19 protein-coding genes are annotated in these 21,790 nt (G+C 48.3%); 5 read left to right on the top strand and 14 right to left on the bottom strand.

What is annotated here, in order from left to right; genetic code table 11:
- Position 1 precedes the first annotated feature (1 nt).
- From F4Z13_01685 to F4Z13_01665, 5 genes are all read right to left on the bottom strand, one after another.
- Entirely contained in the window at positions 2–412 is a 411-nt protein-coding gene (locus F4Z13_01685; protein MXZ47957.1) for a cytochrome c maturation protein CcmE, read from the bottom strand.
- A gap of 138 nt (positions 413–550) precedes the next feature.
- The gene (locus F4Z13_01680) at positions 551–1,210 is read right to left on the bottom strand and encodes a hypothetical protein (GenBank protein MXZ47956.1); all 660 of its coding nucleotides are present in this window, start codon (positions 1,208–1,210) and stop codon (positions 551–553) included.
- A 21-nt stretch (positions 1,211–1,231) separates the two neighbouring features.
- Entirely contained in the window at positions 1,232–1,930 is a 699-nt protein-coding gene (locus tag F4Z13_01675; protein MXZ47955.1) for a hypothetical protein, read from the bottom strand.
- Positions 1,927–2,748 (bottom strand): ABC transporter ATP-binding protein, encoded by an 822-nt coding sequence (locus F4Z13_01670; GenBank protein MXZ47954.1) that lies wholly within the window; start codon positions 2,746–2,748, stop codon positions 1,927–1,929. Before F4Z13_01670 ends, F4Z13_01675 begins: the two co-directional genes overlap by 4 nt.
- A complete protein-coding gene (locus tag F4Z13_01665) occupies positions 2,651–3,706 on the bottom strand; it encodes an NAD-dependent epimerase/dehydratase family protein (GenBank protein MXZ47953.1) in 1,056 nt (351 codons plus the stop codon). The genes F4Z13_01670 and F4Z13_01665 overlap by 98 nt, the downstream gene beginning before the upstream one ends.
- 234 nt (positions 3,707–3,940) lie before the next feature.
- On the opposite strand from F4Z13_01665, the gene gloA reads away from it, so the two are divergent.
- Positions 3,941–4,324 carry a lactoylglutathione lyase gene (gene gloA / locus F4Z13_01660; protein MXZ47952.1) on the top strand — a complete coding sequence of 128 codons (384 nt, stop codon included), beginning with the start codon at positions 3,941–3,943 and terminating at the stop codon, positions 4,322–4,324.
- 10 nt (positions 4,325–4,334) lie between these two features.
- Here gloA and F4Z13_01655 read toward each other — a convergent pair whose 3' ends face one another.
- Positions 4,335–5,582 carry a replication-associated recombination protein A gene (locus tag F4Z13_01655; GenBank protein MXZ47951.1) on the bottom strand — a complete coding sequence of 416 codons (1,248 nt, stop codon included), beginning with the start codon at positions 5,580–5,582 and terminating at the stop codon, positions 4,335–4,337.
- 194 nt (positions 5,583–5,776) lie between these two features.
- On the opposite strand from F4Z13_01655, the gene F4Z13_01650 reads away from it, so the two are divergent.
- A complete protein-coding gene (locus tag F4Z13_01650) occupies positions 5,777–6,835 on the top strand; it encodes a M42 family metallopeptidase (GenBank protein ID MXZ47950.1) in 1,059 nt (352 codons plus the stop codon).
- Complete coding sequence (locus F4Z13_01645; protein ID MXZ47949.1) at positions 6,832–7,179, top strand: hypothetical protein; 348 nt, start codon at positions 6,832–6,834, stop codon at positions 7,177–7,179. The genes F4Z13_01650 and F4Z13_01645 overlap by 4 nt, the downstream gene beginning before the upstream one ends.
- Positions 7,180–7,294: 115 nt before the next feature.
- Here F4Z13_01645 and F4Z13_01640 read toward each other — a convergent pair whose 3' ends face one another.
- The 4 genes from F4Z13_01640 to ptsP form a co-directional block, all read right to left on the bottom strand.
- Positions 7,295–8,374 (bottom strand): amidohydrolase family protein, encoded by a 1,080-nt coding sequence (locus F4Z13_01640; protein ID MXZ47948.1) that lies wholly within the window; start codon positions 8,372–8,374, stop codon positions 7,295–7,297.
- Between the two features lie 639 nt (positions 8,375–9,013).
- Positions 9,014–10,312 carry a citrate synthase gene (locus tag F4Z13_01635; GenBank protein ID MXZ47947.1) on the bottom strand — a complete coding sequence of 433 codons (1,299 nt, stop codon included), beginning with the start codon at positions 10,310–10,312 and terminating at the stop codon, positions 9,014–9,016.
- Between the two features lie 159 nt (positions 10,313–10,471).
- On the bottom strand, positions 10,472–11,398 hold the full coding sequence (locus F4Z13_01630; GenBank protein MXZ47946.1) for a site-2 protease family protein: 927 nt from the start codon (positions 11,396–11,398) through the stop codon (positions 10,472–10,474).
- Between the two features lie 2 nt (positions 11,399–11,400).
- Positions 11,401–13,695, bottom strand: a complete 2,295-nt coding sequence (gene ptsP / locus F4Z13_01625) for a phosphoenolpyruvate--protein phosphotransferase (GenBank protein ID MXZ47945.1) — start codon at positions 13,693–13,695, stop codon at positions 11,401–11,403.
- A gap of 167 nt (positions 13,696–13,862) precedes the next feature.
- On the opposite strand from ptsP, the gene F4Z13_01620 reads away from it, so the two are divergent.
- The gene (locus F4Z13_01620) at positions 13,863–15,242 is read left to right on the top strand and encodes an NADP oxidoreductase (GenBank protein ID MXZ47944.1); all 1,380 of its coding nucleotides are present in this window, start codon (positions 13,863–13,865) and stop codon (positions 15,240–15,242) included.
- A gap of 66 nt (positions 15,243–15,308) precedes the next feature.
- Here F4Z13_01620 and F4Z13_01615 read toward each other — a convergent pair whose 3' ends face one another.
- The 4 genes from F4Z13_01615 to F4Z13_01600 form a co-directional block, all read right to left on the bottom strand.
- Entirely contained in the window at positions 15,309–17,309 is a 2,001-nt protein-coding gene (locus tag F4Z13_01615; GenBank protein MXZ47943.1) for an RNB domain-containing ribonuclease, read from the bottom strand.
- A 17-nt stretch (positions 17,310–17,326) separates the two neighbouring features.
- Positions 17,327–18,901 (bottom strand): CTP synthase, encoded by a 1,575-nt coding sequence (locus F4Z13_01610; GenBank protein MXZ47942.1) that lies wholly within the window; start codon positions 18,899–18,901, stop codon positions 17,327–17,329.
- Positions 18,902–19,150: 249 nt separating this feature from the next.
- Positions 19,151–19,765: an XTP/dITP diphosphatase gene (locus tag F4Z13_01605; protein ID MXZ47941.1), complete on the bottom strand. Its 615-nt coding sequence runs from the start codon at positions 19,763–19,765 to the stop codon at positions 19,151–19,153.
- The gene (locus F4Z13_01600) at positions 19,758–20,993 is read right to left on the bottom strand and encodes an IS200/IS605 family element transposase accessory protein TnpB (GenBank protein ID MXZ47940.1); all 1,236 of its coding nucleotides are present in this window, start codon (positions 20,991–20,993) and stop codon (positions 19,758–19,760) included. The genes F4Z13_01605 and F4Z13_01600 overlap by 8 nt, the downstream gene beginning before the upstream one ends.
- A gap of 359 nt (positions 20,994–21,352) precedes the next feature.
- On the opposite strand from F4Z13_01600, the gene F4Z13_01595 reads away from it, so the two are divergent.
- On the top strand, positions 21,353–21,712 hold the full coding sequence (locus tag F4Z13_01595; protein ID MXZ47939.1) for an STAS domain-containing protein: 360 nt from the start codon (positions 21,353–21,355) through the stop codon (positions 21,710–21,712).
- The last annotated feature ends 78 nt before the right edge of the window (positions 21,713–21,790 follow it).

Raw genomic sequence — 21,790 nt, 5'->3', positions numbered from 1 at the left:
GTTAACCTTCTTTTCTCTGGTAGGGGGCTTCTTCGGATTCATACTTGGTGGGGCACTTTGCAAGCAACAGGTCCGCCTCAAAGACGTTACCGGAGGAGAACTTGCCCTCAACGACCGCTTCAACCCCTTCTGTGAATATATCGGGAATTATGCCGTCGTACTCGACATGGATTTCACCCTTGCCGTCCGCTATGGTAAACCGAAGCGAATCGTCAAGTTCGTTCTTTATTGAACCGTGAACCACTGTTCCTGAAACCCTTACCTTCTGCCCGTAGATGTCCGGGACGTCCTCTAACAGTTCGTCAACCGTTATGTAGTAGACCATGGAATCCTTGACTCCGGCGAACACAAGCCAGGAGACCAGGGAAACTATCACAAAAAGAGGCAGAATGAATTTGATCTTGCCCTTCAACCTTCACCTCCACTTCCGGGGTCGTCCCCGCCCGAGAGCAGCTTTTTCCTTAAAGAAGCCGACTTCGCGCGCAGGTAGAGCACATAAGCTATAAGAGAACCCCAGACTACTACGCTTGACCAGAGAAAATATTCCATCCTACCCCTCTCGCCCGCCCCGGGCGTAAAGCTGATTTTGCATGTTCATTATCCTCGTTCTCTCACCAAGGAGTAAGATGAAAAGAAGCGTGAATCCAAGCAGAGTGACCAAAAGAGTGTGCATCATGGCGGGATCTATCCCTCCTCCCCCGGGTCCGAAAACCACAGGCGATATACCTCTTTTTATGCGGGCCGACACATAGACGACCGGAAGATCAACGTATGCTATTATGGCGAATATTGCCGAGTATCTCGCCTTTTTCCCACGCCCGCCGGCGCCTGAGCGCAGAACCAGATAAACGGCGTAAAGGACCCAGAGAATAAACGTGGTAGTTAACTGAGGATCCCAGGTCCACCAGGTTCCCCATACCGGTTTTGCCCATATGCTGCCGGTGATAATAGTAAGCGTAAGAAGCACCATGCCTATCTCGGCCGAGCAGTAGGCAAGAGTATCCCACTTAGCCGTCTCCTTCACCAGATAATAGATGCTCGCCACGAAAACCACCGTAAACGCCACCGTGGCTGCCCAGACCGTACCCATGTGGAAATAGAAGATTCTCTGCACATGGCCCATAACTACCTCCGTAGGCGCGTAAAAAAGCGTCATCCAGGTAGCGAGAACCATCAGCGCAAAAGTCAGGAAAAACAGTATGTTTCGCATTATTTTAGTAAAGAAAGCGGGTCAGTCCCCGCTGTCCTCAATAAGATACTCAAACAGAATAGAGCATAAAAGGATGAAGATTATATCAAAGGAAACCAGCACCTGCAAAGAAAAAGCGTAGTAATCCGGGGGTCTTCCTTCCAGTATCGAGGAACATATTCCGACCGAAGTTATCACGACAGGTATGATGAGGGGAAAAATCAGCAGTGGAAGCATCATGTCGCGAAGCTTCGTATTAAGGGCCATCGAAGAAAAAAAAGTTCCGAGCGACACAAACCCTATCGTTCCAAGAACCATAACCCCGAGAAAAGGAAGTATGGTGCCCGCAAATGAAAGCGAAATCTCCTTTGCGCCAGAAAGAAAAAACAGGAGGAAAAGCGGGAGTATGAAGAGCTCGGAAAGCAGGACCATAACCGCGTTTGAAAGCAGTTTTCCGAGATAGATGCAGCTTCTGTTTACAGGAGTCAGAAGAAGAAAGGCGAAGGCGTTATTTTCTTTTTCAAGCGAAAAAGATCTTCCGAGAGCCAGGAGTCCGGAAAAAATAAAAGTTATCCATATAACGGCCGAGACTGCCCGGGAATCAACATCCGAGCGGAATTCAAAAGCGACATTGAAAACCAGGAGAAGCAGAAGCGAAAATACGAACATCGTCGGAAATATCTGCTTTGAACGCCACTCCACCAGAAAATCCTTTCTGAATATAAGCAGTATATTCCTCATTGCCCGTCCCCGCTTCTGACGCAAGACATGTAGATATCCTGAAATTCCTCACGGGCGGGTTTCTGCGCGGACGCGTAGACCACCTCTCCCTGATCGAGAATTGCCACCTTGTCGCACAGGGAAAGCCCCTCATAGACATTATGGGTTGTCATAACTACGGTTTTGTCCGCTTTCATTGAACCCAGGATCGAGGTAAGGATGGCAGCTCCGCCGTAATCAAGGCCGCTGTACGGCTCATCCAGAAAAAGTATCTGCGGGTCGTGAAGAAGCGTTCTGGCGATAGCAAGGCGCTGACGCGTTCCGAAAGAAAGGGTGCTTACGAGCACATCCTTCTTAGCGTAGAGCTCAACCCTCTCAAGAATATCAGAGCACCTCTTTTTAAAATCAGGCACGTCGTAGAACGCGCCTATAAATTCGAGGTTTTCCCAGGCGGTGAGGTTTTCATAAAGCATCGTGTTATGGGAGATGAATCCTATAAGTTTTCTTATCCGCTGTTTTTCCCTGGAAACGTCAAAACCGGCTACAAAGGCCTCTCCCCCGCCGGGTTTTATGAATGTCGAAAGAATGGAAAGCAAGGTGGACTTGCCGGCGCCATTGGGACCGAAAACGGTGAGGAATCCGCCCTGTTCAACGGTAAGATCAATTCCCTTCAGTACGGGGAAAAACCCGAACTGCTTTTCAAGTCCCCTGGTTTCTATCGCAAGTACGCCGGGTTGCATATCATTTCCCTTTTCCAAGAATTTTTTCATAACCGCCGATCTCTGAAACCCACTGCGCAAGCCCATCCATTCCCGCCTCGTAACCGCACACCGGTTCATATGCCAGATCCCTCCTTGCTCTTCCTATGCTGTAAGTCCTGCTTTTCGAAAGGGCGCAGACGCCGAAACGGGTAAGTACGGGAGGAGTCTCAGACCGCCTGAATTCAAAGACTTTCTCAAGAATAAAAGCGGCAGAATATCCAAGAATATAAGGTATGGTAATCGGTTTTTTCCACTCAATTCCTATTGACGTAAGCTGATCAGAGACAAAACGGCCGGTATCAATCTGCAGCCCGTCATTTACAAAGTAGGTGTTGCCGGACGCGGAGGGTGCAGAAGCCGCAAGCATCGTGGCGTGAACAAGGTTCAGAACATGGCATGGAGAGACGATTTTTTTGTTGAAACCCATGTTAACCAGAATTCCCTTCAGGCAGGCATCGGCTATTCTCGGAAGTATGACCGTGTCACCAGCTCCCCATACGTTTGACGGTCTTAATATGACCGTTTCCAAGCCTTCCAGTCCGTCATATTCTCTCACAAGTTTTTCAGACAATGCCTTGGTTTCATTATAAAAATTATTATAGCTTTGCGGGCATGGATAACTCTCATCTATATCATCAAGGTTCACCGTTCCGAAAAGAGAAGCGTTCCACAAAACTCCGGAGGAACTCATGTAGATAAACCTTTTTACCCCAGCCTCAACACAGGACCGAAGAAGGGTTTTCGTCGCCTCCACGTTCTGTCTGAAAAAATCATCCCTTGGTCCCCAGTCAGAAACCTTGGAAGCAAGATGAAAAACGTAATCGCACTTTTCCGGAAAAGCTTGAAGCGAACTGGAGTCGCAAAGGTCCCCGTGGACAAGTTCGGCACCCAGAGAACGCAACTTTTCGGTATCGCTTGTTTCTCTTACCAGGCATTTTATCGAAAAACCCTCGTCTGCAAGTTTTTCAGCAAGCTTGCCACCGATAAAACCCGTCGCCCCGGTTATCCCCGCTTTTACGTTTTCGGAGGTTCCCATAAGTTTATTTTTTGATTTCCTTTTCCCAGTCCGCTTTCCTGAATCTTTTCTTCTCCTCGACGTCTTTTTTCGAAGGTATGGCTTTGCCGGGTCGCGTTGAAACAGGCTTTCTGGTTTTCGGTTTTTCTAGCTTCTTTTTGGTCATATCACACCCCTGCAGTCTCTTTACCGCTCAGGAGATCACAGAGTATAATAATTGATAAGCAAAATCGGACAAACGACTGGGTCAGACACATGAGATATCTTCACACAATGATAAGGGTTGGCGACCTTGAGAAATCAATCGCTTTTTATACAGATGTAATCGGTCTTAAGTTTCACAGGAAAACCGATTATCCCGAAGGCCGCTTCACGCTAGCTTTCCTAGGTTACGGTGGCGACACGGAACCTTTCCTAGAACTCACACATAACTGGGATACTTCGCAATACGACCATGGAGGAGCTTACGGACACATGGCGTTTGGAGTAGAGGACATCTATGCGACGTGCGAAAAAATAGAACAGGCCGGCGGACGGGTAACCAGAGCTCCTGGGCCCATGAAACACGGAACGACCGTGATAGCTTTCGTTGAGGACCCCGATTCGTACAAAATCGAACTCATAGAAAGAAAAGACTGATCTCCCCCGATCATTTTTTTCTCTTCTTCCACCTCGCTTCCAGGTACTTCTTGAGGTTTGCCTCTCTCCCCTTGTCGGTGGGCTCGTAGTAAACGCTGTCTTTTATCTCCTCGGGAAGAAAATCGTCTTCGACAAAATGATCCTCGTAGTCGTGGGCGTACTTGTAGCCTTTTTTGTAACCAAGATCTTTCATAAGTTTCGTGGGGGCGTTTCTCAGGTGAAGAGGAATCTGGAGGCCCGGATTCTTTCTCACATCGGCTTCGGCCTTTTTTATCGCCCTGTAAGCAGCGTTACTCTTGGGGCAACTGGCAAGATAGGTCGTAACCTGAGAAAGGATTATCCTGCTCTCAGGCATTCCCACGTAATTAACCGCCGTGAAGCAGTCAGTCGCGAGGGTAAGCGCGTAAGGTTCGGCGTTTCCAATATCCTCTGAAGCAAGTATCACAAGACGTCTTGCGATGAACTTCGGGTCCTCCCCAGCTTCAAGCATTCTCGCCAAGTAGTAAACCGCCGCGTCGGGATCACTTCCCCTCACACTTTTTATAAAAGCGGAAATCGTATTGTAATGTTCCTCCCCCGCCCTGTCATAGAGAAGGCCTGTTTTCTGGAAAATCTCTCTCACGAGATCAGTGTCAATCCGAGAGAGTTTCTTTGAACGAACAAGGGAAGAGGCGATTTCAAGCGCGTTCAGCATCACTCTGGCGTCTCCGCCGCAAAGGGCGATGAGTTCGCCACGAGCCTCAGTCGAGATATCGGCATCCTCAAGAAGCTTTTCCTCGGAGAAGGCTTTTTCGAGTATGAGCTCAAGATCCTGTGCCGAAAGCGGATCAAGGACATAAACCTGACAGCGGGAAAGAAGCGGGCTTATGACTTCAAACGAAGGATTTTCAGTGGTAGCACCTATAAGCACCAAGACCCCTTCTTCGACGCTCTTGAGAAACGCCGCCTGCTGTGCCTTGTTGAATCTGTGTATCTCGTCAATGAAAAGCACGGTTTTCCGCCCGGAGTAAAGAGCGTCTCTTGCGTCCGCGACAATATCCCTAAGTTCCCTGACTCCGGAAGAAATCGCATTTATCTGTATGAACTTGGCACCAGCCCTGCCCGCGATAAGCCTTGAAAGAGTCGTTTTCCCTGTCCCAGGGGGACCCCAGAATATCATGGAATGCACTCCCCCAGCCTCAAGCGTTTTCGTAACAAGCCCCTGCGGCCCTATCAGATGCTCTTGGCCTACCATCTCTTGTATGCTCTCGGGTCTCATTCTCTCGGGAAGAGGAAGAGATTCTTTTTTAGGTCTGAAAAGACCGGGGTCGTCTGGGTTCAAGTCCGTCTCCTGTTTTCAGTTCGCACTTTGGTATAAAGATTAAGCTTTTAAACTTATAAATCAATCTGGAAAGCTCGTGCTTCTTTCCGCGGTTTTGGAAAAGAAGGCCGTTTGGTTATAATCAGCCCATCATGGATATAGAACTTCTAAAGAAGCTTTGCGACACTCCAGGAATGCCCGGGGATGAGGGCAAGGTGAAGGCGATTCTGCTTGAGGAAATAAAGAAATTCTCAGAAGACATCACCGAAGACGTCATGGGAAACGTAATCGCCCGCATCCCGGGAGACGGTCCCACTCTTGTTCTTGACGCCCACATGGACGAAGTAGGATTCATGGTACACCATATAGATAACAGAGGGTTTTTAAGGGTAACCCCGCTTGGAGGAATGGACGCCAGGGTTTTTTACGGACAGCGCCTGGTGGTTTGGGGAAAAGAACCTCTAAAAGGGGTGGTGGCAGCGGTTCCACCCCACGTGACCAGGAGCAGCGGAGGGGCCAAGGAGGTTCCGGAAATTGAAGACTGCGCGGTCGACCTTGGGCTCAGTCCTGAAAAAGTCGCCGACCTAGTAAAAATAGGGGACATGGTGTCATTTGACACTTCCCTCGATGAAACCGAGGATTCCGTAATCTCAAAGGCCCTTGACGACAGGATGGGTCTTTTTGTAATAATCGAAGCTCTTCGAAAGACTCCGAATCCGGGCTGCAATCTCATAGTTACATTTACCGTGCAGGAAGAAGTCGGGCTTCGCGGGGCGAGGGTAATAACGCCGGTTTACGAACCGGACTTCGCCGTTGCACTTGAAGGCACTGTGGCAATGGACATACCGGGGGTCTCGGAAAGCAAATCCTTTGCCAATATCGGCAAGGGACCCGAGATCAGACTTTCAGACAGGTTCCTGGTGGCGCACAGACCATTCAGCTTTTTTATAAAGGAACTTGCGGAGAAAAACGAAATCCCTTACCAGATAACAGTAAAAAAAGCGGGCAGCACAAACGCAACCGCCATGCAGGTCACCGGAAAGGGGACCAGGGCAGCCGTCCTGTCAGTTCCGACAAGGTATCTTCACAGCCCGAGTTCCATCGCCTATAAAAGCGATATCAGTCACACAATAGATCTGGTGTCATGCCTGCTCAGTGACATAGGGAAATTCAGTCCCTCAAACCAGCATCAGGGTGCTCAGCAACAATGATGGAAGAACTGCTCCGCGTATTCGAGGAAATCGCCAGGGGAAATTTCCCTGAACTTGATCTTGAGAAATTCTCTCTAGCGCTTCGCGAGGAGATAAAAAAGAAAAAATACGATCTTCAGGACGAAGCCCTGCTTGAGACGGCCCTTCGGGACGACAGGGACACTTTCAAAGACTCTTTTCTGGAAATGCTCGAGGAAAAAGCAGCGCGTGAAAACAGTGGGAAAGCATTTATTCTATCGGAGAAAGGCCGTAACGAGGCCATCTCAATCCTAATAGCCAATACCGAGCACACGATTGACTACTATTACAACACGATAATAGGAAAACATTTTTCGGCAAGTTAGGCGCAGGTGTTTCCCCGCATTGCTTTTTGCTGGAACAACTTTTAAGAACTCCGGATTCCCAAGGTTGTGAGTCCTTTTTGAAAAAGCTGCTTAAAGAATCAATAGCTCCTATTGGTCATTCACAACTCGCTTGCCTGTCCGGCGAAAACAGGGGGACCGCATTCTTGTTGGAACTCAGCAACTCTTCATGATTGAAGGAGGGGTACTTAGCATAATCAACACAAATGAAATGCTGCCCGATACGGTGCGAGCATTGGGCCGGAAGATGAGAAGGGTCGAAGGAGTTGCTGTATCCACTGAGAAGTTCGCCTTCGACAAACGTTGCAATGACGTCCGATACCTCCGATGAAATCAGGTCTTTAAAGGGGGCATTAGTCCGCTTCCGAAATATCATGATATCCGCCGCAAAGCCCTGCTCCAGCTTGCCGGTCAGTTTCTCTACGTCCAGCGAGTATGCTGCGTGCTCCGTAGCCATACGCCAGTAGTCGCTTCCCGACAGATGATCATCCCACTTCGCGTTGTCAATATGCTCAGCACAGCGAAATTCCTCAAGAAGATTGTACGAACCCGAGTATGACCAATCCGTACTGATCGCGACTCGGGCACCGGCCCGCAACGCGTTCGGAATATCCACTGTGGTCCCGTAAAGAACCACATTTGACCTCGGCGACCAGATAAGAGTCACGTCGAGGTCCTTCAGGCGCTCAACGTCTTGACGGCTCAGTCCCACTCCGTGGATAAGGGAGTAACGCCGCTCCGGGTTCTTCGAGACATAATCCAGATAGAACTTCCCTTCAATTTCCGCCGTGCAGTTGGTTCCTTCCGCAATGTGCGGCACATAGGGCGGTTTGTCCTCAAACTCAAGAAAAAGGCTGCGGGGATCGCGGGACTCGGTTGGCGCTAACGGGCAAGAAAACCCGCTGAGTTCCTCGGTAGCGTCAAAACCGTAGGGAAACGTCTCCATCTCAGCAAGATAGAAGTACCTTGCTTCGTCTCCGGGACGACCACCCGCATTTTTAACAAGTCCCTCAATGCCGCCTGAACCGGCCATCGTGGTGGTACCAGACAGAAGGTGGCGGAGTTCTATCCAGAATTTCTGGACATCTTCTTCAACCCTCTCAAACTCGACCGCATAGTACTCCGGGCTGGCTACACCCCGCCATTGATCACGGTGCGAATACACGGAACGCGTCATCGGATCCGGAAATCCTCCGCTCCAATCCGGGTGTTCGTGCGGATTTATCAGGCCAGGCAAAATGTACGAACTGCTGCAATCAAATACCGAGGCATCAGGAATCTTTGCTTCGATGCTGTTTGTCTTGCCAATATCAAGAATATCAAGAATGTGGCCGTCGCGTATAAGGATTGCGCCGCACTTTGCTCCGCCGGCGTCTTTAATCAGATTCCCTATGATAATTGTCTCATTAGATTGTCGGATAGAAACTTCACAGCGTTGGGAATGTCGAGCAGACTCGACGGAAGATGCTACCTGCGCGTCACTGCACAAATTCGAAGATGTGGAACCACATCCGGAAAGCGCAAAAAGAACCAGGAGTTGGAGCGCTAGGAGTGCCGCCTTCACAGATTCTTATTTAATGGGATTGACTTGTCCGTATTTAATCAATGGAGAACAACCAGTAAGGGCTATTCTACCAATTTCCCTTTTTGATAGCAACGCAATCCGGTGAAATTATGAAAGAAATTGGAATTACGAAATTGACCGGACAAATATTGCATGGGCTGAAAAAGCAACATCATCCCCTGCCCCGCAGATCCTCGCGGCAGTTGTACTAATTACAAGCGGAACTCCATCAATCTTCCAAAGATTGATCAACTACTTCTTCTTACGCCTTTTGCTCATTGCCACGTATTTTCTATTATCTTCCCCCAGATAGACCTGTCTAGGCCTTGCGATTCTGGTTTCGGGGTCGTTCATCAGCTCAAGCCACTGGGCAAGCCACCCGGCCATTCTAGCTATCGCGAAAAGCACGGTAAACATGCTCGTGGGAAGACCTATGCTCTGGTATATGAGTCCAGAGTAGAAATCAACGTTCGGGTAAAGCCTTCTTCTTACGAAATAGTCATCTTCAAGGGCTATTCTCTCAAGCTCAAGCGCTATGTCAAGCAGAGGATTTTTCCCAGTGACTTCAAACACGTCGTGGGCTATATCCTTTATTATCGCCGCTCTCGGGTCGTAAGCCTTGTACACCCTGTGCCCGAAGCCCATGAGCCTGAATTCTCCTTTCTTGGCCCTTTCTATGTACTGCGGAATTTTGTCAATCGAACCTATGTCGGCAAGCATTTCAAGCACCGCCTCGTTTGCTCCGCCGTGAAGAGGACCGTACAGGGCGGCAATCGCCGCGGCGGCCGCGGAGTAAGGATCCGGATGGGAGCTTCCGACGTTTCTCATCGCGCTTGCGCTGCAGTTCTGCTCGTGGTCGGCATGGAGGATGAAAAGAACGTCTATCGCTTTCTCTATCGCCGGATTCGGCTCATACTTGGCCTCGGTCATCTTGAACATCATTGAAAGGAAATTCCCGGCGTAGCTGAGTTCGTTGTCGGGGTATACATATGGAAGACCCATTATATGCCTGTAGGAAAATCCAGCTATGGTCGGCGTCTTCGCTATGAGCCTTCTTATCTCAAGTTTCTGCACGTCGGTATCGAATATGTCCTTTGCCCCCGGATAGAAGGTCGAGAGGGCTCCGACGGTCGCAAGAAGCATGCCCATCGGGTGCGCGTCGTAGCGGAATCCATCCATGAGCTTCCTTATGTTTTCATGCACGTAGGTGTGATGCGTTATGTCGTGAACCCAGCTGTCATATTGCAATTTGTTAGGCAGCTCACCGTGAATAAGGAGATAGGCAACTTCGAGGAAGTTACTTTTTTTCGCCAGCTCTTCTATCGGGTACCCCCTGTATCTCAGAATCCCCTTTTCTCCGTCAATGAAGGTAACCTTGCTTTTGCACGAAGCCGTGTTCCCGAAAGCCGGGTCGTAGCTCATCATGCCAAAATCTTCGTCCTTAACCCTTATCTGACGAAGATCAGTGGCCCTTATGGTGTCGTTGTCTATAGCAAGTTCGTATGTTTTACCTGTCCTGTTATCCTTTACAGACAAAGTATTCTTCGACATTTGTGAATCTCCTCGTAGTAGTGAAATTGTTTAAATCAAGTTGTCGGTCGGATTGGATTCCCGTATGTGAACCACCCTCTTTTTCACTCCAACACCCTAAGAGTCAATCCAACCTATCAGGGTGATTGTAACAGATTCTTTAACTAAACGCAAAACGACCTAACCGAACTCCACGATACTGATGGGAACAGGGGTAAAACAGGAAATAAAAATAAGCAGTGAGAGAAAAGCAAGCGCTTTTCTTCCGGCACCGATCTCGGCATCACTCGATATGGTCGGCGGATGGGATGTGCCGAGCACTAAAAGCAGTATCGCCCAGAAAAGCCAGCCGACCCAACCCTCAAACATAAGCCACTCAGGAAGAATGCCAAGCACCCACAAGCCCAGATAATCCGCAAAGTCCATCAGAGGTACCGTTCCCACTCCCATTATTGCAAGGAAAATAACCGTAGCAGCCGATATAGCTTTATGCCACTCCGCCGGGAAGACGCAGTATACAAGATGCCCTCCGTCAAGCTGCCCAGCGGGCATGAGATTCAAGACGGTTACGAAAAGGCCTATCCATCCCGCAAATGCAACGGGGTGCAGCAGAATTTCGTATCCCTGGGCGACTTCCCCGATAGCCATTTTTGAGAAAAGGGCAAATACGAGAGAATTGCCAAGAGACATGGCCGCCTGTATCTCAGAAAGCCTCTCAGAATCCAAAGCGACCACTTCCGAGAAAAGCAGCCCGACAAACAAGACCGGAAGAGCTACTATCACCCCGGCTATGGGACCAGCGACCCCTATGTCGAAAAGTTCCCTTCGGCTGCGTATCCGAGACTTTATCCTTATAAAAGCCCCGAACGTCCCTATAGGGGAAAGGAAGGGAGGAGCAGGAATAAACCAGGGAAGAGTTATGGAAACGCCGTATTTCCTGCCGTAAAAGTAATGACCCATTTCATGGGCTCCAAGAATGGCGACCAGAGAAAGCGAGAAAAGAACGCCTCCCGTATAAGTTCCGCTTATCATGTAGCCGGAAAGAAAAGTCGTGGCCGCCGTGAGAATAAAAAGCACCAGCGGAATAAGGATAGATCTTTTGATCATGGCTACTCTACTTCGAGCAACATCGGGTTTATGGAGTTAAGGACATCCTTTAAGTATCTCTCTATGTCGGACTCCTTTGAGAGCAGCAGTAGATCGGACCTCATTTCCTCAATCATCTGCTCAGAAAGCCTGTCCGAAAGAAATTTCACATAAGGAAACCGAAGCGGAGAAACGCTCAGATGACGGTAACCAAGAGCCAATATAAGGAGCGTACCGGAAGGAACTCCCGCTATTTCTCCACATATTGAAAGCTCCTTTCCGCTTGAGAGAACCTGCTCTCTTGTAAAATCCAGCATTCTCACCACGGAAGGATGAAAAGCCGAGTAAAGATGTCCAACCGCGTTTGAATTTCTATCCACCGCAAGCAGGTACTGTATGAGGTCGTTTGTTCCAATGGAAACAAAATCTATTAAGTCCGCGTAATCTCCGAACTGATACACAAGCGCCGGAACTTCCATCATTATTCCGAGCTTCGGTATATCATGTCGGTGAAGACTGACTTCGACAGACAGTTCCTCAATTATCTGCGCCGCGGTCTCAACCTCCCAGACATTTGATACCATAGGCAGAAGAATCTTGAAATTCCCCCCTTTCTTCGCCGCGAGCAAAATGGATTTCACCTGATCCCTGAAAAGATCAAGATACTCCATTGAAAAGCGGATCGAGCGAAGGCCAAGAAGGGGGTTCTCTTCTTTGGGCATGTTGAGATAGGAAAGTATCTTGTCAGAACCCACATCCAAGGTCCTAATGGTCACTCCATCCTCAAAATTAGCTGAGATCTCCTTGTATATCTTTAGCTGGGACCTTACACTAGGCCACTTCTTAAACCGCGCGAAGGCAAACTCCGTTCTGAAAAGTCCCGCTCTCTTAATGCCGTAACGCTTGGCCACCTCGGCATCGGCCGGAATTCCGACATTCGCCGTTATTTCGACGTCAAGACCGGTGCTGGTACTTTTTTCGGCTTCAGTCTCTATGAAGCTGCGGAGTTCAACGGCTTTTTGGTGCATGGACAGATACTCATCCTTAAGCACCTGGTCGGGGTTTGTGAAAATGAAACCGCTTCTCCCGTCAACTATCATATCCTCCCCGGGATGTATCAGATTCACGATGTTGTCTATGCCGACAACTACCGGAATCCCAAGCGATTTCGCTATTATGACCGCGTGCGAAGTCTCTCCGCCTTTTTCAAGGACTATTCCCCCCACTTCCCCTTCAGCAGCCGTGACAAAAGAAACGCCTATCTCTCTTGCCACAAGTATCAAGGGCTCTCCGTCGGCGGAAGCGGAAATATTCTCGTCCTTTGAACGGGTAAGATCCCGGAGCATTCTCTCACCTATATCTCTGAAATCGTAGGCCCTCTCCCTCATATAAGAATCCGGCAAGGATTCAAAACGTGATGCCTGGGTTTCGAGATACTCAACCACCGCAGCCTCGGCTGGAACCCTCTTTTCATCTATGAGTTCGCCAGTTCCTTTCTCCATGTCGCGGCTATCCACTATCATCAGATGTGAACGGAAAATATCCACTTCGTTTTTCGAGAGCTTCCCTTCAGAATCCATTTTTTTAATAGTCTTTTTAAGATCTTGCGATATATTCTTTATAGAATTTCTAACTCTTCTCTTCTCGATTCCTGGAGTACGGGCCGTCATCTCCATAGTGGACATCTGGCGGAAAAGCCCGCGGAATGTAACCGCTTTACCCAAAGCCACCCCTTCAGAAACTCCTTTTCCCTGGTAGCTCCTCGTCTCGTGCTTTACCATGGACGGGGGTTTCAGCCGGTCCAGGGTGTTTGCGACTTCAAGAACCCCGGCAAGTCGTAGTGCTATTATCTGAAAAAGAGTCTGCTCGGCCGGGGTTATCTGCATGGGGGTTTTGTTCTGCCCGACAAGCACCCCGACACACACGTCGTGAAGCATTATGGGAACGCCTATGTAACTTTCGTACTCCTCTTCGCCTATTTCGGGAAAATATCTGTAATTGGGATGCTTGGAAGCCGGCATGGCCACCAAAGGAACCTTCGTTTTATGAACCATCCCGGTAAGACCTTCATCCGAGCGCAGAAAGATATCACTTTTCGGTTTAACCTGAAGGCCCCTGTTAGCCGCGAGCCTGAGAACTTCTCTTGAATCATCCCAGACGTATATGGAAACGACATCGTAGTTAAGCGAGGACGAAATTTTTCTGACCACCCGACCCAAAACGGTGTTAAGACCTACGGACTTGTTGATCAAGTCGCTTATCTCATGAACCACCTTGAGATGAAAATGCTCCGGTTCAGTACGCTCTTTAGCAATCATAGGGTCTCTCCGCCACACACAAAGAAGATAGTATTATACCACCATCAGACCCTGTTAGCGGAAAAAGGAGCATCTAAGAATTCCCTACCACGAACCTAAAAGATTAAAGAAGAAAAAGCTTTCTCGGCAATAGATTTATGAAATATTGTATATATACTTCCCACGCCATGAGTCTTGAAACAATAAAAGTTGCCATAGTCGGGTCGGGACCCGCAGCTTTCTACGCAGCCGACCATCTGCAGAAGAAACTTGGCGACCGCGTCTTCATAGACATGTTCGAAAAACTCCCGACTCCCCACGGTCTCGTGAGAAGCGGGGTAGCTCCGGACCACCAGAAGATAAAAAGCGTAGCCAGAGTTTATGATAAAATCGCGTCCAATCCTCAATTCAGATTTTTCGGACTTGTAGAGTTCGGAAAACACTTAACGCTTGAGGACCTGCGCAGCCGTTACCACCAAATAGTTTTCGCAACAGGGGCCCAGACCGACAGAAAAATGGGAATACCGGGAGAGGGCATAATCGGAAGCCATACGGCAACGGAGTTTGTAGGCTGGTACAACGCCCACCCGGATCACATGGGCCTTGGTTTTGATTTTTCGGGGAAAAGAGTCGTCATAGTCGGAGTCGGGAACGTCGCGGTGGATGTTGCGAGAATTCTTTCCCTCACAAGAAGCGAGATGGAAAAAACGGATATCGCAGACTACGCACTTGAAGAACTGGCCAAAAGCGGAATAAGGGAAATACACATGCTTGGAAGAAGAGGCCCCGCGCAGGCGGCCTTCACTAACCCAGAGCTGCGGGAACTTGAGAATCTTGAGGATGCGGATCTCCTTACCCTGGCGGACGAAGCGGAGCCCGATTCCCTTACGCTCGAGGAGCTTGAGCGTAAACCGAACAGGACAGCCCAGACGAAAATAGAGCTTATAAAAAAAGCTTCCGAGAGGGTTCCCTCCAAATCAAAGAAAGTAGTCATAAGATTCTTGGTTTCTCCGATAGAAATAATTGCCGGAGAAGACAACAGGGTAAAAAGCGTGAAAGTCGTGAAAAACAGGCTTTACAAATCCGATGATGGCTCCCTTAGGCCCAAGCCCACGGACGAGACCGAAGAGATTCCTACCGACCTGGTTTTTCGCTCCGTCGGGTACCGGGGAATACCTCTTCGGGACGTACCGTTTGATGACAGTTCAGGGGTAATCCCCAGCGAAAAAGGAAGAGTGCTTGACAAAGCGGGCGGCAATCCGATTACGGGACTCTACACCACAGGGTGGATAAAACGCGGACCGACCGGAGTTATCGGTACGAACAAGGCCGACTCCGGCGAAACCGTAAGCTGCATGATCGAGGACATCGAGAGGGGAAATACGCTGCGTCCCGAACTCGCCTCGGATGAGAGTATAAAGGAACTGCTCGAAGAAAAACATATTTCCTACAATGAATGGCTGCGGGTTGACTGGTTCGAGAAGAAAGAAGGCGAAAAAAAGGGGAGACCGAGAGTAAAGGTCACGGGGCTTGAAGAAATTCTCGAAATTCTTGAAAAAAAGCACTGAAGAGGGCGGTCTTTCCCACTTCGACGGCATATGCTTGTTTGAACTTGGGTTCCGGCAAACCGAAAGCTACGTCGGACTCACGCGTATCCTTCTTCTAAGAGGATCGGTCCCCCAGATTGAGAGGGAAAGCTCACTTCCTATATCAAAAACCCTGCCGCCTGAGTTAGAAAGCGGAAGTTCGATCAGAAACTCCGGAATATAGACGTTAAACCCGCTATATCCCTTGGAACTTACGTAGCCGGTCGCCCCTTTTATATCCTTTTCCAGAATATAGCGTATAAACCAGTACCTGTGTCTGCCTCTCTGCGCGTTTTTTATTTCCCTGGTTGCAAGGCTCACATGCGTGTTTGTGGCTTCAAGCTCGCTTTCCGAGTAGCAAATCTTCTGTTCCTTGAGCCAGGATATAAGCTGGCGCTGCATAAGAAGGTCCGTGTATCTTCTTATCGGAGAAGTCATCTGCACGTAGCGGGAAACTCCTAGGGACTTATGGACTTCGGGAGCAAGGGCAACAAAAGAAGGTTTTAGGTGCTTTGCTACCTTTACCGGGAAAAGGACGTCTTCGGGGTCAAGTTCCCTGGCTTCAGGCTCAATATCCTGGGTCTGAGAACGGAAGAGTGCCGGAATTCCGTTTTTATCGAAAAAATCTGCCGAAAGCCGGTTCATAAGTATCATGCATTCGGAAACGACATTGTGGGCGGGAGAATCCATGTAATCTTTGCTGACTGAAATTCTATCTTGGTCTCCAATCCTGATCTTGAGCTCCGGAAGCTGCACTATCAAGGCTCCCTTGTTGATTCTCTCTGCTCTGAGTGAATCAGTGAGAGACACAAGGAATTCTCCCCATTGTGTGTTGCGCAACATTTCAGTCGCTTCGGCGTAGGTAAGATTCTTCGAAATCCTTATGACCGTCGCTTCAAAGCTATAATCGATCAAAGTAAACTCCTCTCTTTTAAAAGTGGCGAAAAGAGAAAGCGCAGGTCGGAGGTCGCCGGCAGTAAGGCTGAGTTTCTTGTTCACAAGATCCCTGGGAAACATATCCACGCGTCCCTCCGGAAAATAAACCGTCTCAGCGCGATCAAGGGCCCCCTGATCAATAAAACTTCCCCTGCTCACAACATGGGCGACATTCGAGATGTGGACTCCCAGAATGATCTGATCCCCGTGCGTTTCAAACGAAATGGCGTCATCAATGTCTTGGGTTGTCTCACTATCAACTGAAAAAACTTCAAGATCCGTTCTGTCGGTAAGGCTTGCAAAATCTTCCTCAGCGCTCAAAATAGCTTCCACCTCTTCAAGCGCTCTTTGGGAGTGTCTGAAATGAAAAGTGATTTTTTTTGATTCCGGGTCATCGTCTTTCTTCCAGAAGCCCGTTTTTATAAGAAATTCAACCGCCGACTCCACTTCCTTAAGCCCCGCTTCATAAAGAAACCCCTTGGCTTCCTTAGCCCGTTCATAACCGTCAAGATCAATGACGTACCGCTCGATGAGTTCAAGAAACTCGCCGTGGATTTCATCAACCACCGGAGGAGTTTCTCCACTTATAACAGAACGCACCCAGCTTACGGCGGCCTGCGCTTTTTGTTCTCTTTCTTCTCTGAGTTCAAGGATACGAAGTGTCTTGGAAACGTCCTCCCGCGAGCGAACGAGATAGCCATTTTCGCCTCTTGCAAGGTAGACAGTGTTTTTATCCACGGCCCAAAAAAGCAGAAACCTCTGCTCCAAAGAAACCTGCTCTGCCCCCGAATATAGCTCCAGTATCTCCTCAAAGCTCACGGTTTCCTGCTCCTCCACAACACACTCCCACAGCGTTTCCATATCAACGGAGTCTTTTTTCTCTTCAAGTTCTCTTCTCCATTTTCTCATTTCGAGTTTCTTCTCAGAGTCGGTGAGGGTTTCGGGAACGGTTATTCCGGTTAACAGTACGACTTTTTTCGGTTCAACCGAGTAACGCTTTCCATCTTCTGAGAGAACGGAGAGTTTGTCGGGATGGGCGTAGAGGACCACTCCCAGAGCAGGCTCCCTTCTTTTTCTGTAGGCAACAAGTTCGTTTATACTGGGGAGATTCATCGAATGGAGCAATTCGATCAGGTAAGAGAATCCTTGTAGCGAAGCGCCCCTCTTATGAAATCTTTGAAAAGCGGGTGGGCACTGAGGGGCTTTGACTTGAATTCAGGGTGGAACTGACAGCCGACAAACCAAGGATGATCCTTAAGTTCCATGATTTCAACCAGATTTCCATCCGGCGAGAGGCCGCAAAGAACCATTCCATTTGACTCAAGAATTTCTCTGTAACCGTTGTTCACTTCAAACCGGTGGCGGTGTCTTTCGGAAATCTCTGAGGTCCCGTAGATGCTGCTAGCCAAGGTCTCGGGCTTTATGACGCAGGGGTAAGCCCCAAGTCTCATTGTCCCGCCCATTTCACTTATGTTCTTTTGCGATTCCATTATGTCTATAACCGGGTTCTGAGTATCGCCGTTGTTCTCAGTCGTATCCGCGTCATCTATGCCACACACGTTCCTTGAAAATTCAATAACGGCAAGCTGCATGCCGTAGCAAATTCCGAAAAAGGGAATCTGATTTTCCCTTGCATATTTTGTAGCGTCTACTTTGCCGTCAATCCCCCTCTCCCCGAATCCTCCAGGGACAAGTATTCCGTGAACATCGGAAAAATAGTTGTCCGGAGACATGCCGTCCATTTTTTCTGAATTCACGTATTTTATTTCGACGGTTGAGTCGTTGGCTAAACCACCGTGGTAAAGGGCCTCGTGGAGGCTCTTGTAAGCGTCTCCGTGTGAAACATATTTTCCGACAACGGCTATGCGCACTGTCTCTTTCATGTTCTTTACCTTTTGAATGAGTTCCTCCCACTCCCCCATGTCTGGTTTCTTGGTCCACATACCAAGATATTCAATGATTATCTCGGCCAATCCTTCTTTCTTATACATAAGCGGAACTTCATATATGTGCTCAACATCCTTGGCTGTAACCACGGCTTTTTGCTCGACGTTACAGAAAAGGGCTATTTTTCTTTTAACCTCTTCGGGAAGGAACTTATCCTCGGTGCGGCACAGGAGTATGTCGGGCTGAATCCCTATCTGGAGAAGTTCCTTTACGCTGTGCTGTGTAGGCTTTGTTTTCAATTCTCCGGCCGCGGCAACATAGGGAACGTATGTAAGATGTATGAAAAGCGTGTTCTTCTTGCCGAGATCCGACCTTAACTGCCTTACCGCCTCAAGAAAAGGAAGACTCTCTATGTCTCCCACGGTACCGCCGATCTCGACTATGATGACGTCGTTGTCATCCTCAAGGGCAAGCACGCGGGATTTTATCTCATCAGTTATATGAGGGATTACCTGGACTGTTTTGCCGAGGAATTTCCCCTCTCTTTCCTTGGAAATAACGGAATCGTAGACCTTGCCGCTTGTGAGATTGTTTTTCTTGCCAAGCTGAGCTTTGGTAAATCTTTCGTAATGGCCGAGATCAAGATCTGTTTCCGCTCCGTCATCGGTAACAAAGACCTCCCCATGCTCAAAAGGGTTCATCGTGCCCGGGTCGACGTTTATGTAGGGATCAAGCTTCTGAAGGGTGACCCGAAGACCACAACATTCAAGAAGGAATCCTATTGAGGAAGCGGAGATACCCTTTCCCAGGGAAGACATAACTCCGCCGGTAACAAAAATAAACTTTGCGCTTTTCACGCAGAAACCCCTTTATCAAGTTAAAGCAGCCGCAATAAACAAAGGTCGGAATCTAAATATATTCAATTGGGAAGCAGCTTACAATTAAAAACGAAAATTTCACATAATCTGGCAAGACAAAATTGGAAAAATTCTTATACTCCATAGACCATCTAAGCCTTAAGAAAGTAAGGACAGATAGGAAGAAACAAAGGCAGGTTGTTAAAACACCTATTTAAAATTCGAAAAATATGACAGAAGCTTTTCTGAGGCAATAGCCCTGTGACTTATTCTGTTTTTTATGTCGGGGCCGAGTTCAGCCATGGTTTTTCCGTATTGAGAAACATAGAAAACCGGGTCATAACCAAAACCACTCTGGCCTCTTTTCTCCTGAATAATCTGTCCGTGGCACTCGCCTTCAAAAAATTCCTGTGTACCACCCGCAAGAACTAAAGCAATACAGCAGACAAATCTTGCATTTCTGTTTTTCTCTCCTTTAAGTTCATAGAGTAGTTTCTCGTTGTTTTCATTATCCGAAGACCCTTCCCCGGCGTACCTTGCCGAATAAATCCCCGGAGCTCCCCCAAGAGCGTCTACAACCAAGCCTGAGTCGTCCCCAATAGCGTCCATCCCAAGAAAATCAGAGGTTGTTTTCGCCTTGATAAAAGCATTTTCCCTGAAAGAAAGACCCGTTTCCCTTATCTCGGGGACCTCATCAAAATCCGCCAGAGAAAGGATCTCATCGTAGCCATCTGCAAGAATTGATCTGAATTCTCTCAGCTTCCCCTTGTTTCTTGTGGCAATTACAATAGTTTTGCACTGGGAATTATATACTTGACTAACCATCTGGCTGCCTCGCATCGATTTCACGGGTCGTAGGAGTCCTTTTAAGGACGGAACGCCGCCCCTCGCCGTGCAGTTGCGCCATTCCCAGACGCCTTATGTTAATCGCGGCGTTCGTGTCCGCATTGGACACAAATCCGCAACTCACACACTGGAACCGCGCTTGGGTTTTGCGGTTCTCTTTATCTGTATGCCCACACTCAAAACACGTCTGAGATGTATACGCGGGATTCACTTCAATCACTCTCCCGCACTTGTACTCAAGATTTCTTCTTATCTCCCCCATGGCGGTATCAAGCATCACCCTGTTAAGTCCTGACTTCTGCCTTACGTTTCTCCCCGGATTCTCTATCGTTCCTTTTGCGGAAGCAGTCATGTTCTTAACCTTTAAGTCTTCCACTACTACAGTTCCGCACTTCTCTGAAATTTCATCTGTTGTCTTGTGAACCCAGTTCTTCCGTGTATTGGCTATTTCTCTGCTTACCTTTCTGAGTTTCTTCTTTGTGTCTCTTCTTCTGTTTGAATCTTTGACCTGCCTTTCCATCCTCCGCTGATAACGCTTCTGTTTTGCTTCTTTTTTCTTTAAATCGGGAAGGAAGTAGAAATGTCCATCAGAAGTGGCGACCTGGCGTGCGTTCATGTCAACTCCCAGAACCTCACCGTCATCCGCTCTTTTCTCCATTTCAACCTCGTAGGAAACAAAGGCACGCCACCTGTGCCCGTCATGGCGAAGCACCACCTGCTTGGGTGTACCGCTCTTCCAGGGATTGCCTCCCCTGCGGGTCATCTTTACCCAGCCGACCCTCGGGATAAGAAGCAGAGAGTATTTCTTATCGATATTCTTTATTCTGAAGTTCTCTTTGCCTGGAAGCGTAAAACCAGGGGCAGTCCTCTTTCTGCTTCTCGGCTTCGGAAAACCCTTCTTGCCGGCCATGGCTTCTCCAAGCGCATCGGCAAAATATTTAAGAGTATGTTTTATGGGATTGGCTGGAAGTTCCAGAAGCCAGTCCGTATTGTGTCTTAGCCTAGTGAACTCAAGGCCGAGGGAGAAATAATTTGTCTTCGGTTTTTCTCCCTTGCCGTTTTTGAATGCCTGGTAGTCAGCAAAGTTTTTCTCCCTGAAATGGTTCCAGACGTACCGACAGGCTCCGGCCACCTGGAACATCTTCCTTGCCTTCGCCTTAGCGGCAGACAGAACGACAAACTCTACTGTGCGTATCTCCTTAGTCATCTTTGTCGCAGGTTAGTTAAGTATATAATTCCCTTTGCGCTTATTGGTTCACAAATTTACAGAAACTGTACCTAAAAGGTAGACACAATGCTTATAGACAAGTATGTCGACAATTTTTAAAATGGGAATCACATAAAAGGTCATCAAGACACTCTCCAACCCGATGCACAATTAAGGTAGATTAGCAGTCCACTCCTCAGAGATTCCGAGAGTCTTCTCCAAAAAGCACCTGTTTTCAGCATCCGGGAAGACTGTTACGTAACTCCCTGTGTTAATTAGCAATCATCAACTTTCGGATAATTAAACATATAGTCTTCCATCTTGATTGCAGTGCTATAGTCAGATAGATTGCTGGAAGAATGGTCATTCAAAACAATCAAGTCAGGTTGCAGGCCGATCATATCAAAGGGATCTTGGTAATAAGTGCAGCCGGTCAAGTTCACGGCGTGAACGCACGGCAATTCCACGATAACCTGTACAATGAAATTATTGCCCCTGGCAATTTTGTAGTCCTGGATCTTGAAAAGCTGTCCTACATCAATAGTGCGGGATTGCGTTCAATTCTGATTGTTGCAAAAGCACTCCAAGGTAAAAATACGAGATTCGCATTGTGCTCCTTGTCTGATTCCGTAAAAGAAGTCTTCAAGATCGCAGGTTTTGACAAAATCATTGAGGTGTTCGAATCTCGTTCTGATGCTATAGCTACAATAGCAGATTAAAGCGACGCATTACGAAGAAGCAGTCGCTAAATCCTCGGAGTTTAGAGGCATATACCCTGTCTGCGTGTGGGATATAAA

The organism is Candidatus Dadabacteria bacterium, assembly GCA_009837205.1.
GTDB lineage: Bacteria > Desulfobacterota_D > UBA1144 > Nemesobacterales > Nemesobacteraceae > Nemesobacter.
The sequence above is the reverse complement of the archived record's forward strand: the minus strand, read 5'-3'. Positions and strand labels throughout refer to the sequence as shown.

What these genes read in the sequence shown, in the direction of transcription:
- F4Z13_01645 (MXZ47949.1), top strand. Translation starts at nt 6,832, where the DNA reads ATGATGGAAGAACTGCTCCGCGTATTCGAGGAAATCGCCAGGGGAAAT.
- F4Z13_01595 (MXZ47939.1), top strand. Translation starts at nt 21,353, where the DNA reads ATGGTCATTCAAAACAATCAAGTCAGGTTGCAGGCCGATCATATCAAA.
- F4Z13_01615 (MXZ47943.1), bottom strand. Translation starts at nt 17,309, where the DNA reads ATGAATCTCCCCAGTATAAACGAACTTGTTGCCTACAGAAAAAGAAGG.
- F4Z13_01610 (MXZ47942.1), bottom strand. Translation starts at nt 18,901, where the DNA reads ATGTCTTCCCTGGGAAAGGGTATCTCCGCTTCCTCAATAGGATTCCTT.
- F4Z13_01640 (MXZ47948.1), bottom strand. Translation starts at nt 8,374, where the DNA reads ATGACGCGTTCCGTGTATTCGCACCGTGATCAATGGCGGGGTGTAGCC.
- F4Z13_01665 (MXZ47953.1), bottom strand. Translation starts at nt 3,706, where the DNA reads ATGGGAACCTCCGAAAACGTAAAAGCGGGGATAACCGGGGCGACGGGT.
- F4Z13_01635 (MXZ47947.1), bottom strand. Translation starts at nt 10,312, where the DNA reads ATGTCGAAGAATACTTTGTCTGTAAAGGATAACAGGACAGGTAAAACA.
- F4Z13_01655 (MXZ47951.1), bottom strand. Translation starts at nt 5,582, where the DNA reads ATGAGACCCGAGAGCATACAAGAGATGGTAGGCCAAGAGCATCTGATA.
- F4Z13_01605 (MXZ47941.1), bottom strand. Translation starts at nt 19,765, where the DNA reads ATGGTTAGTCAAGTATATAATTCCCAGTGCAAAACTATTGTAATTGCC.
- F4Z13_01630 (MXZ47946.1), bottom strand. Translation starts at nt 11,398, where the DNA reads ATGATCAAAAGATCTATCCTTATTCCGCTGGTGCTTTTTATTCTCACG.
- ptsP (MXZ47945.1), bottom strand. Translation starts at nt 13,695, where the DNA reads ATGATTGCTAAAGAGCGTACTGAACCGGAGCATTTTCATCTCAAGGTG.
- F4Z13_01680 (MXZ47956.1), bottom strand. Translation starts at nt 1,210, where the DNA reads ATGCGAAACATACTGTTTTTCCTGACTTTTGCGCTGATGGTTCTCGCT.
- F4Z13_01670 (MXZ47954.1), bottom strand. Translation starts at nt 2,748, where the DNA reads ATGAACCGGTGTGCGGTTACGAGGCGGGAATGGATGGGCTTGCGCAGT.
- F4Z13_01620 (MXZ47944.1), top strand. Translation starts at nt 13,863, where the DNA reads ATGAGTCTTGAAACAATAAAAGTTGCCATAGTCGGGTCGGGACCCGCA.
- gloA (MXZ47952.1), top strand. Translation starts at nt 3,941, where the DNA reads ATGAGATATCTTCACACAATGATAAGGGTTGGCGACCTTGAGAAATCA.
- F4Z13_01675 (MXZ47955.1), bottom strand. Translation starts at nt 1,930, where the DNA reads ATGAGGAATATACTGCTTATATTCAGAAAGGATTTTCTGGTGGAGTGG.
- F4Z13_01600 (MXZ47940.1), bottom strand. Translation starts at nt 20,993, where the DNA reads ATGACTAAGGAGATACGCACAGTAGAGTTTGTCGTTCTGTCTGCCGCT.
- F4Z13_01650 (MXZ47950.1), top strand. Translation starts at nt 5,777, where the DNA reads ATGGATATAGAACTTCTAAAGAAGCTTTGCGACACTCCAGGAATGCCC.